12 protein-coding genes and 1 tRNA gene are annotated in these 13,036 nt (G+C 48.2%); 5 read left to right on the top strand and 8 right to left on the bottom strand.

Going from position 1 to position 13,036, the window contains the following annotated elements:
- Nucleotides 1-118: 118 nt before the first annotated feature.
- Nucleotides 119-370 carry a hypothetical protein gene (locus ACQ4MZ_RS21705; protein WP_430848409.1) on the bottom strand — a complete coding sequence of 84 codons (252 nt, stop codon included), beginning with the start codon at nucleotides 368-370 and terminating at the stop codon, nucleotides 119-121.
- 28 nt (nucleotides 371-398) lie between these two features.
- Between ACQ4MZ_RS21705 and ACQ4MZ_RS21700 the strand changes: the two genes are divergently transcribed.
- Complete coding sequence (locus ACQ4MZ_RS21700) at nucleotides 399-1,433, top strand: tetratricopeptide repeat protein (protein WP_430848407.1); 1,035 nt, start codon at nucleotides 399-401, stop codon at nucleotides 1,431-1,433.
- Nucleotides 1,434-1,438: 5 nt separating this feature from the next.
- Here ACQ4MZ_RS21700 and menD read toward each other — a convergent pair whose 3' ends face one another.
- The 6 genes from menD to ACQ4MZ_RS21670 all read right to left on the bottom strand — a co-directional run bounded on the left by menD (nucleotide 1,439) and on the right by ACQ4MZ_RS21670 (nucleotide 8,670).
- Nucleotides 1,439-3,148, bottom strand: coding sequence for a 2-succinyl-5-enolpyruvyl-6-hydroxy-3-cyclohexene-1-carboxylic-acid synthase (gene menD / locus ACQ4MZ_RS21695; protein WP_430848405.1), 1,710 nt, complete (start codon nucleotides 3,146-3,148; stop codon nucleotides 1,439-1,441).
- 69 nt (nucleotides 3,149-3,217) lie between these two features.
- Nucleotides 3,218-4,081 carry a sigma-70 family RNA polymerase sigma factor gene (locus tag ACQ4MZ_RS21690; RefSeq protein ID WP_015810559.1) on the bottom strand — a complete coding sequence of 288 codons (864 nt, stop codon included), beginning with the start codon at nucleotides 4,079-4,081 and terminating at the stop codon, nucleotides 3,218-3,220.
- Between the two features lie 65 nt (nucleotides 4,082-4,146).
- Nucleotides 4,147-6,288 carry a polyribonucleotide nucleotidyltransferase gene (pnp, locus tag ACQ4MZ_RS21685; RefSeq protein ID WP_430848403.1) on the bottom strand — a complete coding sequence of 714 codons (2,142 nt, stop codon included), beginning with the start codon at nucleotides 6,286-6,288 and terminating at the stop codon, nucleotides 4,147-4,149.
- 114 nt (nucleotides 6,289-6,402) lie between these two features.
- Nucleotides 6,403-6,678, bottom strand: coding sequence for a 30S ribosomal protein S15 (gene rpsO / locus ACQ4MZ_RS21680; protein WP_295928642.1), 276 nt, complete (start codon nucleotides 6,676-6,678; stop codon nucleotides 6,403-6,405).
- 103 nt (nucleotides 6,679-6,781) lie between these two features.
- On the bottom strand, nucleotides 6,782-8,278 hold the full coding sequence (locus ACQ4MZ_RS21675; RefSeq protein WP_430848400.1) for an LptF/LptG family permease: 1,497 nt from the start codon (nucleotides 8,276-8,278) through the stop codon (nucleotides 6,782-6,784).
- Nucleotides 8,278-8,670: an START-like domain-containing protein gene (locus ACQ4MZ_RS21670; protein ID WP_430848398.1), complete on the bottom strand. Its 393-nt coding sequence runs from the start codon at nucleotides 8,668-8,670 to the stop codon at nucleotides 8,278-8,280. Before ACQ4MZ_RS21670 ends, ACQ4MZ_RS21675 begins: the two co-directional genes overlap by 1 nt.
- A gap of 199 nt (nucleotides 8,671-8,869) precedes the next feature.
- On the opposite strand from ACQ4MZ_RS21670, the gene ACQ4MZ_RS21665 reads away from it, so the two are divergent.
- The 4 genes from ACQ4MZ_RS21665 to ACQ4MZ_RS21650 all read left to right on the top strand — a co-directional run bounded on the left by ACQ4MZ_RS21665 (nucleotide 8,870) and on the right by ACQ4MZ_RS21650 (nucleotide 12,090).
- Nucleotides 8,870-8,943, top strand: a tRNA-Met gene (locus tag ACQ4MZ_RS21665).
- Nucleotides 8,944-9,071: 128 nt separating this feature from the next.
- A complete protein-coding gene (locus ACQ4MZ_RS21660) occupies nucleotides 9,072-10,850 on the top strand; it encodes an ABC transporter ATP-binding protein (protein WP_430848396.1) in 1,779 nt (592 codons plus the stop codon).
- Between the two features lie 241 nt (nucleotides 10,851-11,091).
- The gene (locus tag ACQ4MZ_RS21655; protein ID WP_430848394.1) at nucleotides 11,092-11,793 is read left to right on the top strand and encodes a 2OG-Fe(II) oxygenase; all 702 of its coding nucleotides are present in this window, start codon (nucleotides 11,092-11,094) and stop codon (nucleotides 11,791-11,793) included.
- A gap of 39 nt (nucleotides 11,794-11,832) precedes the next feature.
- On the top strand, nucleotides 11,833-12,090 hold the full coding sequence (locus ACQ4MZ_RS21650) for an Ada metal-binding domain-containing protein (RefSeq protein ID WP_430848392.1): 258 nt from the start codon (nucleotides 11,833-11,835) through the stop codon (nucleotides 12,088-12,090).
- Here ACQ4MZ_RS21650 and ACQ4MZ_RS21645 read toward each other — a convergent pair.
- Nucleotides 12,082-12,993 (bottom strand): DNA-3-methyladenine glycosylase family protein, encoded by a 912-nt coding sequence (locus tag ACQ4MZ_RS21645; RefSeq protein WP_430848390.1) that lies wholly within the window; start codon nucleotides 12,991-12,993, stop codon nucleotides 12,082-12,084. The two genes, ACQ4MZ_RS21650 and ACQ4MZ_RS21645, sit on opposite strands and share 9 nt — an antisense overlap.
- Between the last annotated feature and the right edge of the window lie 43 nt (nucleotides 12,994-13,036).

Here is a 13,036-nt window from a genome sequence, read left to right as displayed (position 1 = left end):
TGCCATATCCTGACAAAAGAATATTTTGGTCCTCACTTACCGCTTAAAATAGTTTGCTATCTAACGAAAAGCGTCTTAAAACCGTATACGTGCGCGCGTCGGAAATACGCTGTCTGGCCTAAAAAAGCACATTGTGGCGTATCAGCGTACCATTGAAATCGGCGTGCATGGCATCGAAACGGTCGGCGATTGCCTGCGTGAACGCTTCGTCCATACAGGCCTCAAGCTCGTCGGTCGACGCAACTTCATAATCATCGATTTTGTAAGTTTGCTCGTACATTCCCGATTCAATTTTGATAATGTACTTGCTGTTCCATTGGTAAAGACCGATTTTGAAGCGAGGGTTAGGGATGTCCTTGATGTACCTCATAACTGGTGTTCTTACTATTACTAATTATATGTTATTCAAATTCAATACTTTAATTCAGCTACTATTTTTAGTACTAATACTATTTAACTGTACAAGCCAGCGCAAAAAAGATGCTGCCGATTTCTTTCTGAAAGGCAACCAGGCATTAAATCAAAAGAACTATGCCGAAGCGCTGAGACTATACGACGAAGCGATTGCCAAAAATGCAGATTTTTCAGACGCCTATCTCAACAAGGGGATAACTTTATTGAAATTGGGGCGGACGAATGAAGCGCATGAGGTTTTGACAGAAGCCATCCGTCTCGATCCTTCATTGGTACAGGCAAATCTCGTCCGGGCCGAAGCATCGCTCGATCTGGGCCGGTTGAACGACGCCAAAGCCGATCTTGAACAGATCGAAAAGGAATACAGGGACTCTACCCGCTTCCATCTCATAAAGGGCAACCTGCTCGACGCACAGGGCAGCTCATCGCTTGCCATCCCTGAGTACGACCGGGCGCTGCAATTGAGTAAGACTAACGTAGAAGCATATGTAAACCGCGGCGCCGTGTATTACCGGATGGGTTCCTATCACGAGGCCCGACTGGACTTCGAAACTGCCGTGGCCCTGGACCCCGCGCAGCCACAAGCGTTGAACAACCTCGGGCTCATTGCCTCCAGAAACAAACAATGGCCCCAAGCGATCGGCTATTTCGATCAGGTGCTGGGCCGAGACCCTGCCGAGCCTTATTCACTCAACAATAAGGCCTATGCTTTGCTGCAAACCGGCAAACCGGAGGAAGCCCGGGGACTCATCGAAAAATCGCTGGAAAAGCTGCCGAAAAACGGTTATGCGCTGCGTAACCTTGGGATTTATTATCAACAGAAAGGAAATGCCGCTGAGGCGCTGAATGCCTTCAATAAGGCCATCGAAATTGCCGAACCTGTGGAAATGCTCTACGGGTTGGCCGGACAGGCTTATTTCGCCCAAAAAAATACCGCAGAGGCTTGCAGGATATGGAAGCAGGGAGTCGTGCTGAAAGACTCCCTGGCCACAGCCGAGGCAGCTAAATACTGCCGCTAGTCCGCTTAATGTGCCGCGCGTTTAAGCGCTTTCCAGGCCCTTGTATTTTCGACGGGATCGGTAAACCCTTCCAGGAGTGCGATCCCGTCGAAATTCAGAAATTCCTGAATGACATTCTCCGCACCTTCTGCTTCGGAAACGCGGAAATATGCAATTCCCGAATCCTCGCAGGTGCGTTGCGCGGAAAATGAATGTCTCGTTTCAAAAAAAGTTTCCAGCTCCGGCAAACTTCCCGGGCCGTCGATCATCCGGAAGATATTCCCACCGGCATTGTTCAGTACAACGATTTTCAGGTTCTTCGGAAGGTTATCGAGCAGCAGACCGTTGCGGTCGTAGAGGAAAGCCACGTCACCTACGATCAGTAAAGTCGGCTGACCATTCACTCTTGCCGCTCCGATGGCCGTGCTTACGCAGCCATCGATTCCGCTCGTTCCTCGGTTCGCAAACACACCCGACCATCCATTTTCAGTGGCCAATACATTGGCGTATCGCACAGACATGCTATTGGCAATATGTAACTGAAAATTGCTTTTTATAAACTTAAATATTAAATCTAACAAAGTTAAGTCACTGAACATTGATAAATTTCGCAGGACCTCATGCTTCTTTTGACAAGCATTTCGCTCGTTTTCGAGCCAAAGGGCGTGAAATGCGGTATCATGAGCCAAGTCAGAATTCTCAACAAAAGACTGATAATCAAGCTTTTCAAACAGATTTCCAAGCAATGAAACTGCTTTTCCCGAAATATCCCGGGTTACCGACTGAAACGGATCGGCCAGGAAAGCATCTTCACTAATATTCCAGTGATATTTCGGCGGGTTTTTGCGGATAAACTGCTTGAACTCCTTCGAAAGGAACGACATTCCGAACGTGATCAGCAGATCGGGTCGGAGGTTTTCGGCATTCTTTTTACCCAGAAACAGATCATGGTGACGGATGATCTCCTTTCCTGAAAGGTTAGCAATGCAGTCGCCTAGTACAGGGATTTGCCATTCTTCGGCAATACGGTTCAGTACTGCATTTAATGCAGCATCCGGCTTGTTCTGACCGCCTGCAATCAGGATTTTGGGGGCACTTTCCCATTCATCCAGCAGTTCTTCCCAGAATGTTTGAGGCCATACAATGTCATTCTTCTGTCTTTTGATAACCCTAATCTCACGAGAAGCGTTGAAACCCTCACCTTCAGACGGATAAAACGGCTCGCGGATTGGCACATTAATATGCACGGGGCCGTTTGGTGCAACGGAAGCCAGATTAATGGCTTCGTTGGTAATGCGGTTGATCGCCCATTGAACGTCGGAATGCTGGTAATCGGGCGAAACTTCGAAGGAGCGCTTCACATGCTGGCCGAAAATGCCTGTTTGATAGATCGTCTGGCCGTCGTATTGATGCTGCCATTCTTTCGGTCGGTCGGCGGTGAGTATTAGCAACGGAATTTGCTGAAAAAATGCCTCAGAAACGGCCGGAGCAAAGTTATAGGCCGCGCTGCCCGAGGTACATATTAAAACCACCGGAGCATCGATTTGTTGTGCCATTCCGAGTGCGATGAAGCCCGCCGAGCGCTCGTCTATACACACGTGCGCCTGGAAGCCCCCATGACGGGCGAATGCGAGCGTAAGTGCGGCGCTACGCGAGCCGGGAGAAATTACGGCGTGCCGGATACCTTGCCGGTAGCAGATCTCGGCCATGTCGATCAAAGGTTGTAAAATAGCCATATCACAAATGAAAATAGCCTCCCGAAAGAGGCTATTTAAGTAATTAGAAGGTTTGCATCTCAATATGCATTAACCCAAATAGGTTTTCAAAGCTTTGCTTCTGGAAACGTGGCGCAATCTGCGGATCGCTTTTTCCTTGATCTGACGCACGCGCTCACGGGTGAGGTTGAACTTCTCCCCGATCTCTTCCAAAGTCATCGCGTGCTCGCCATTCAGGCCGAAATACAGGGCGATTACGTCCGCTTCACGTTGGGTAAGCGTGCATAATGCGCGTTGTACCTCTTTGCGGAGCGATTCGTTTACAAGGCCAGAATCCGGTTTGTCTTCCAGGTCGTTCTCCAGAACGTCCAAAAGGCTGTTTTCTTCGCCTTGTACGAATGGTGCGTCCATGGACACGTGGCGACCGGAGATCTTCATGGTATCCACTACTTCGGAAGAAGAAATTTCCAGTACTTCCGCCAACTCCTCAGGCGACGGCTCGCGTTCAAAACGCTGTTCCAGCTCAGAGAAGGTTTTTGAAATTTTATTCAGTGACCCTACACGGTTGAGGGGTAAACGTACGATACGTGATTGCTCCGCCAACGCTTGCAGAATCGATTGACGAATCCACCAAACCGCGTAAGAAATGAATTTAAAACCTCTTGTTTCGTCAAAACGCTGTGCTGCCTTGATCAGACCGAGGTTACCCTCGTTGATCAGGTCACCCAACGATAAGCCTTGATTTTGATATTGCTTTGCAACGGACACCACGAAACGAAGGTTCGCTTTGGTCAAACGTTCCAAAGCCAACTGATCCCCGTCCCTGATTTTCTGAGCTAACGTCACCTCCTCATCCGGCGTTAGCAAATCCACCTTACCGATCTCCTGCAAATATTTATCTAATGATTGACTTTCACGGTTGGTAATTTGCTTACTGATCTTTAGCTGTCTCATCTATGTCTTTATTAAGTATGTTATATAACGACGTTTTTACCGTTCCTACCTGTTAGAACACTCAATTAATCTTTTTTGTTCTCAGGCTTTGGTAACAATACTTTGCGTGAAAGGCGGTATTTGCCGGTTTTCTTATCGATTTCGACGAGCTTCACCTGCACCTCTTCTCCTACTTCCAGAACGCCGTCCATTTTTTCGAGGCGCTCCCACTTGATCTCGGAAATGTGCAACAAACCGTCTTTGCCAGGGAGGAATTCTACGAACGCTCCGAAAGGCATGATCGACTTAACTTTACCGGTATAGATTTCACCGATTTCAGGGACCAGAATGATGCCTTTAACCCGTGCAACTGCCTTATCCATGGAAGACTTATCGGCAGAGAATATACTTACAAAGCCTGCGCCATCCTTCTCTTCGATAGAGATCGTTGCGCCGGACTCTTTTTGAATGTCCTGAACCACTTTTCCACCTGGTCCAATCACCGCACCGATCATCTCACGATCAATTTTGATCACGATCGCACGCGGTGTGTGAGGTTTCAGGTCAGGACGGCTTTCGGTGATGGTTTTGTTCATTTCACCGAGGATGTGCAGACGGCCCGCTTTGGCTTGCATCAGCGCCTCTGTCAACACTTCAAATGAAAGGCCATTTACCTTCATGTCCATTTGGCAGGCAGTGATACCTTCCGCGGTTCCGGTTACTTTGAAGTCCATATCGCCCAGGTGATCTTCGTCACCGAGGATATCGGAAAGCACCGCGTATTTACCGGTCGCTTCGTCGGAGATGAGGCCCATGGCGATACCCGATACCGGCGCTTTGATTTTCAGACCTGAGTCCATCAATGCAAGTGATCCCGCACAAACTGTCGCCATAGAAGACGAACCGTTTGATTCGAGAATATCGGAAACGATACGGATAGTATATGGGTTGTCAGCCTCAGGAGGAAGCACTTTTTTCAACGCACGCAACGCGAGGTTCCCGTGACCAACTTCACGACGGCCAGGACCACGGTTAGGCTTCACTTCGCCGGTTGAGAAACCCGGGAAGTTGTAATGCAAAAGGAATTTGCTGTAACCGTACTTCAATGGGGTGTCAACAATCTGCTCGTCCTGCTTGGTACCAAGCGTCACGGTGGTCAAAGATTGTGTCTCACCACGTGTGAACAATGCAGAACCGTGCGCATTCGGCAAATAGTCCACTTCCGAGGCGATAGGTCTTACCTGATCAAGCTTACGGCCATCGAGACGGATTCTCTCGTCCAGTACAAGGCGGCGCGAAGCTTCCCAAACGAGGTCATTGAAATAACGTTTCGCAAGGCCTTCGTTGAATTCTGCAGCCTCTTCTTCGGTGATAGTGGTTTTGAATTCTTCCCAAACTGCTTTGAAACCCTCTTTTCTAACAGTTTTATTGGTAGAACCCTGCTGTGCAACAGCATATATTTTGGGATAAGCGAATGCGCGAATGCGTGCTTCGAGCAACTCGTCCGCAGGATCTCCCACGTATTCTCTTTTCTCAGTTTTGCCAACTGCCGCTTCGAATTCTTTCAAAGCAACACACTGGTCTTTAATGGCTGCGTGTGCGACTTTCAGTGCTTCGATCACTTCCTCTTCGGAAACTTCGCTCATTTCACCTTCCACCATCGCGATGTCATTATACGTCGCGCCTACCATCAGGTCGAGGGTTGCATCCTGCAATGCAGTGTTGCCCGGGTTGATCACATATTCTCCATTGATTTTCGCAACGCGAACTTCGGAAACAGGCCCACCGAAAGGAATATCCGATGCCGCCAATGCAGCGGATGCCGCCAATGCCGCCAATGCGTCGGGCATTGCTTCTGCGTCGGCAGAGATTAAAAGGATGTTTACCTGTACTTCCGCGTGATAATCCTCAGGGAAAAGCGGGCGCAGAACGCGGTCCACAAGGCGGCTGATCAATACTTCGTGATCGGACAGTTTGCCCTCGCGGCGCTGGAAACTTCCCGGAATACGTCCCGCAGATGCGAACTTCTCCTGATAGTCAACAGACAACGGCAGGAAGTCGAGGCCTTCCTTAATATCCTTGTTAGCAACAACCGTAGCCAACAACATGGTGTTACCCATTCTGACCACCACCGATCCGTCGGCTTGCTTCGCTAATTTTCCTGTTTCAATTGTGATTTCCCTGCCGTCCGGTAAGGTTATAGTCTTGGTAACTATATTAAAGAGCATAGAATATTTGATTTTTGTAGCTGTGAAACGCCATCCTGACGTTCCGGTAAGTTCTTGTTTTTTCCGCAAAAAATCAGGGAACTTTCACATATGTCAAGTTCCCTGATTTTAAAATTACTTACGTATGTTCAATTCGGCGATGATCGCACGGTAGCGATTGATGTCTTTTTTGTAAAGATAATCCAACAATCTTCTGCGCTTTCCTACCATTTTGAGGAGGCCCAGACGTGTATCATTATCTTTCTTGTGCGTTTTGAGGTGCTCGTTCAGATAATTGATACGGTACGTAAATAAAGCAATTTGTGATTCAGCAGAGCCCGTGTCGGCGCTCTCCTTTTTAAAACCTTTCGATTCGAAGATCTCGCTCTTCTTTTCCGCGGTTAAATACATGATTGTAACAACAGATTAAAGTAATATGTAGTAATTACGGCACCTTGCCGCAAATAAGGTTGCAAAAGTAAACCTTTTAAACCGGTTTTTAAAATAATTTAAATTAAATATCAGTGATAAGCTCCCTTTTGCCAAATCTACTTGTCCATTTCGACTTAATTCTTTTGAAGAACATCTGATAAACGTCTTTATCGAATAGCCGTGAGTCGCTTCGTGCTCGGTCGATAAAGTAAATACCCGTTAAAAACAGGATGGTATTCGCCATCCACGCGCCGATCGGCACGGCTACCAGCCCCTCTTTCACCCATTTATCGCCCTGATTCGTAAGTACATATAATAGGATAAAGAAAAGGATCGAAACCAGTACCGGCACCCCGAACCCGCCTTTTTTGATAATGGCCCCCAACGGCGCACCGATCAGGAACATAATCAGGCAGGAAAGCGCCTGGGTATATTTGTGGTGCCTTTCCAGCTCATACTTGCTCGCATCCTTCAATTTCGCTTGCAGGTAATCCTGCTGCGACTTGATATAGCTCAGCATGCTGTTCGATGCCGTCTTGGTATTCATCAGGATGTCTTTCTTCAAACTGTCGGAAACCGGTTTCGCCAACAGCGAGTCGATCCACTTACCTGGCTTGATCGTTTTATCGGTACCCTCCCGGTAGTTGTACGAATAGTATTGCTGGCTGCCCGCAACAAGGTTCTTCTTGGTCTCCTGGTAAGAGGTACGCAGCGAATCCGCGGTTGCTGTCAGATCGCTGATATTCTTCATAAATTCATGGTACTTGAACTGCCCCTCGTCCGTACGCTTCATACCAAACGACGCAAGGCTTTCCGTAAGACGGTAATGCCGGAACGACTGGCGGTTGAAATTGGAATAAGGTGTTTGCGTTCCCGCAGGGGTGGAAATATACACAGGCCTCGAACTGCCGGACCCGTATTCGTCGGTATACCGTGTACCGTTGTACAATTCAATCACCAGGTAACGGTTTTCATTAATGGCATACATCCTTCCCGAATCGGCCAGGATAATCTCCGTATTCCCCAGTTCATACGACCGGCTATTGTGTTTGTAAATCACCATGCCGATCATCTTGCCGTTTTCATGCTTTTCGTCGACCTTAATACTATAACCCGGCAAATCATTGTAAAAAATCCCCTCTTTGATCTTTAATGTGGCCTTGGTTGTCTTGATATCGTACAGCAGACTGTACCCTTTCAGGTTAGCCCAGGGTGAAACACGGTCGTTGAAAAAGAAGGAGAAGATGCTGATACCAACGGCCACGATAAACATCGGCAACATGGCCCGCACAACGGAGATACCCGCACTTTTGATGGCCGTGAGCTCGAAAAACTCACCCAGGTTCCCGAATGCCATCAGAGAGGAAAGCAGCATGGCCAACGGCAATGCAGTAGGTACTGTAATAAGGCTGAAAAAGAAGAATAGCTGCGCATAGTCCGTGACATTCAGGTCCTTGGACACGAAGTCATCTATATAAAAGATCATGATCCGCATCAGGAAGACGAACACCACGACCGACATTGTAATTACAAAAGGTCCCCAAAAGGACGTTAAAACAAGCTTGTCCAGCTTTTTCATCAACTACCTACTATTTCTCTTAAATTATCAATAAATCCCTCCCACAACGAAGTCAACTCGTCTTTATCCTTGTTCGACGAGTAGTCGATGATCCGCAAAAAGGTTGTCTGGGTTAACTCGCTTACTTCTAATTTTAGTTCCAGATGGTTGTTGTCCAGATTGTCTTCACTCGTATCCTCAAAATCGAAACGCACTGCTTTATTAATCCTTAGCCCCGTCTGCCTGGCGACGTGACTTTCGCCGTCCCACTGAAAATCGAAACGGTGGTCGGGCAGCACAGTAACCTTCTCGGCAAACCATTGTTGGAGGCCCGAGGGCGTGGAAATATATGGAAAGAGAACTTTTGGGGAGGAGCGCAATTCAAATTCTGTAACAAATTTATATTTTTCCATATGTGCTGAAATTAAAGGAGCCGCCTCGTTAGCGATCGCCTTATGTGCTGATTTAAAAGTTGTAATATAACATAAATCGACAATAAAAGTGTGCAAATTTAAATTTGTTGCTTCAAAAATATGCGAAATTTACGTTAAAAATGGGCAAATGGGTTGCATCGTAATATTCTTTAACATACTTTTGCACCACAATTACGACGGCGGGGTAGCTCAGATGGTTAGAGCGTAGGATTCATAACCCTAAGGTCGGCAGTTCGATCCTGCTCCCCGCTACATTGTGAAAGACATCCCTCTCGGATGTCTTTTTTATTTCCGCACATTTTGCGCATGCTCTGAGAATTAAAATCGCTGCGTTTGGGTTTACAGTAATTGGTAACACCACCGAATCACCTCAGCACTGTATGAAATTATTGATCCAATACCTGAGCAGGTACAAGGCCCTTATATTCCTGGCCCTCGTCATGGCCGCCATCAACCAGATATTCTCGCTGCTCAACCCTTACATCCTGGGTAACTTCCTGATCGACCCTTACGCCAACAAAGCAGTCGAGTTCCGTAACAAAGGCCTTGATAACGAGTTCTTCAGAGGCGTCCTGATGGGCTTGCTGATGATCATCGGCGTAGCGATGGTATCACGCATTGCCAAGGCATTTCAGGATTACCTGGTAAATGTCGTCATCCAGAAATTTGGCGCTGCGCTCTATACGGACGGGCTCCGGCATGCATTGAGGCTCCCTTTTCAGGATTTTGAGGACCAGCGCTCCGGCGAAACGCTTTCGGTGCTTTTGAAGGTCCGCGCCGACTGCGAGAAGTTTATTCTAAACTTCGTTAATGTACTCTTTTTCACGTCGGTAGGCATTGTTTTCGTAGTGGTCGTCGCATTCAGGCTCAGCCCCTGGCTTCCGCTGATCTACCTCATCGGCTCCGTGATCCTCGCATTTCTTACGAGCGTATTAAGCCGGAAGATCAAAACGATCCAGAAGAATATCGTCAAAGAAACGACTGCATTGGCCGGTTCCACGACCGAGTCTCTTCGCAATATCGAACTGGTCAAAAGCCTCGGATTGACCCAGCAGGAAATCGGACGATTAAATACAACTACTTATAAAATCCTGAAACTGGAACTGAAAAAGGTTAAAAGTATCCGTTCGGTAAGTTTCATCCAGGGAACGTTCGTCAACTTTCTACAACAATGCGTGATGTTCGCGCTCCTGTTTTTCGTGTTCCGGGATAAGATTACCGTGGGACAGATGATGATGATGCAGTTCTACTCCTTCTTCATTTTCGGTCCTTTACAGGAATTGGGCAATGTAATACTCTCCTACCGCGAAGCCGAGGCGTCGTTGAACAATTTGCAGACATTGCTGGCCCGTCCGGTTGAGCACAAACCCGCTAACCCGGAGACGATTACCGATATTAAAGACTTGCAGTTCGATCACGTGAAGTTCCAGCACCAGTCGGCCAAGCGCCCCGCTTTGGAAGATATTTCGTTCGGTGTAAAACGAGGAGAAACCATCGCGTTCGTCGGGCCCTCCGGTTCGGGCAAAACTACTTTGGTCAAACTGCTCGTAGGCCTGTATCAGCCCATTGAAGGTCATGTCCTTTATAATGGTGTGAACGGAAAAGAAATTGATTTTGACGAAATCAGGCACAAAATAGGCTTTGTGACACAGGATACCCAGCTTTTCTCGGGAACGATCAAAGAAAACCTGCTTTTCGTAAATCCCGAAGCGACTGACGAGATGATCAACGATGTACTCATGAAAGCCGCTTGCTATAACCTCCTCGCCCGTGCGGAGAATGGCATCGACACGGTGATCGGCGAAGGTGGTCTGAAATTGTCAGGCGGCGAACGCCAGCGTCTCTCGATCGCCCGCGCGCTCCTGCGTAACCCGCACCTGATCATTTTCGACGAAGCCACATCAGCGCTCGACTCACTTACGGAAGAAGAAATATCGAATACCATTCGCGACATCACCGACCAGCGCCAGCATATCACCGTCATGATCGCGCACCGCCTTTCAACCATCATGTACGCCGACCGCATTTACGTGCTGGAAAAAGGCCGTATTGTGGAAACCGGCAGCCACCACGCCTTGCTGGAAGAAAAAGGCCTCTATTACGCGATGTGGCGCCAGCAAATCGGCGAACGCAAGGACGAGACGGTACTTTCGGCATGATCGTGCGAAGTTCCCGCTTCGCTGGTGCAAATCTCCTGATTTGAACCCACTATTCGCAGGCCTCCGGCCGGTCAGTACCGTGGTGACGTCCTTGCGGTTCCGACCGGCCGAAGGCCTGCGAATAATTAGTCACGAAGGCAGACCTTCGCGCCATTCGCTTTAACTACGCAAGAATCGGGTTTCCAGAGGCTTTTTGGCAGGGTAATTTTGGTTTAATAAATTCAAAAATTACCGCTTTGTTATGATCAACATCGAAAACCTTGACTGGCCTTCAATCCGCGAAAACCTACATCAGCGCGGCTATGCGCAACTTACCAAAGTCCTCAATGCCCGCGAATGCGACGAACTGATTGCGCAATACGATAACCCGGCGCATTATCGCAAAACGATCGTCATGGAACGATACCGCTTCGGGCTGGGCGAATACAAATACTTCTCCTACCCGTTACCACCGATTATTCAGCGGCTTCGTGAAAGCATATTTCCCAAACTGGTACCCGTCGCCAACCAGTGGATGGAAGTATTGAAACTAGGGCATCCCTACCCTACTGATTTTGAAGATTTTCAAGAACTATGCCGGGCTCAGCAACAGACAAAACCAACGGTATTGATCCTTAAATACGGCCAAGGCGGCCACAATACCCTTCACCAGGACCTCTATGGCGAGCTATTTTTCCCGATTCAAATGGTATTGTTCCTCAACGAACCCGACCTGGACTATACCGGCGGCGAATTTGTCATGACTGAGCAAATTCCCCGTGCCCAATCAAAAGCCATCGTTATGAAGCCCCGAAAGGGAGATGCGTTGCTTTTTACCACGAATTTCAGGCCTGTAAAAGGAAGTAAGGGATACTACCGCGTCAATATGAAGCATGGTGTGAGTGAAGTGCATAACGGGCAACGTTACACGTTGGGCATCATTTTTCATGATGCGTTGAGCTGATATACAGCACATATCTATGATAATGAATACAGATCAACAATGATCAGCCACAACGAAATAGGCCCCGGGGGCTTCGCAACCAGCCGCGAATTGAAGCGAATGATCGATAAGGGCGAAATCACAATGGGCGGCAATCGCAATCTGAAAATCTACGGATTATTATCTTGCGGTTCGGGAAAGCGGATGAAGCGCAGCAACCGGGTATTCTTCGCGGACGAGCACGACGCTCGCGCACATGGGTACCGCCCATGCGGGCATTGCATGCGCGAGGCCTATTTGAAATGGAAATCAGGCTAGCGGCTTCACAGCAAGGCTGCGCCACAGATAGAACGTAACGTAGGTTTTCCAGCCAGCATAGTCTTGAAAAAAGGCTTCGATCTTGTTCTTTTCACTACGTTCGGCAATGATACCGTGCCCGGCCAACGCATTCAAAAGACCGACATCACCGTGCGGGATGCCCTCCGGCGCTCGGAACGACTTCATGAGCACATAGTTGGCGGTCCAGATTCCAATCCCCTTGTGCGCCACCAAAACCTTCTGCCGCGACTCGAAATCTGGCAACGCATCAATTAGCGAACGGCTTAGTGTGCCGTCGACAAACGCACGGGCTACGCCGATCACGTACTCTGCCTTTTTCTGTGAAAACTGCATTTCCCTCAGTACACTCACGTCTGCATCTGCCAACACCTCCGGTTCAGGAAAAATATGGAAAACCTGATTGTTCCATTCGATATGCCGACCGTAACGCTCCACCAAACGCCGTTTCATTTTGTACGCGAATGTAAGGTTAATCTGCTGACCGATAATCGACCAGCAAAGTGCTTCAAACATGTCCACAATCCCCATCAGCCGCAAGCCGGAGAAATCTTCCGTCATATAGGCCAGACGATTGTCCTGCTTTAAATGCGTGTAAAACGGGTTGATATCGCGGTCCATATCGAACCATTCGCGGACGTAAGCTGTAACAAAATCACGGCATTCCGAATTTGAAGCTCCTTTCAGCACATCAATTTTTACAAAATTACCTTGTTCGCTTACCCGGAAAAGCACATCGCCGTAGGGCGTCGCAATCGCTTTAAAAACTGCATTCTCAGTCACTAAATGAAGACAGTCATCATAATTGCGGTTGAGAAACCACAGGCATTCCTCGAAACTGAAAAGCGGCGGGACAGGAATGAGAATCGTTTGTTGTGAATCCATAAATGAAAGTACCGTGCGGGGCTCCCGCTTCAAACCTGAATCT

This window comes from Dyadobacter sp. BHUBP1, from assembly GCF_050587785.1.
Lineage (GTDB): Bacteria > Bacteroidota > Bacteroidia > Cytophagales > Spirosomataceae > Dyadobacter.
This window is presented reverse-complemented; position numbering and strand designations above follow the sequence as displayed.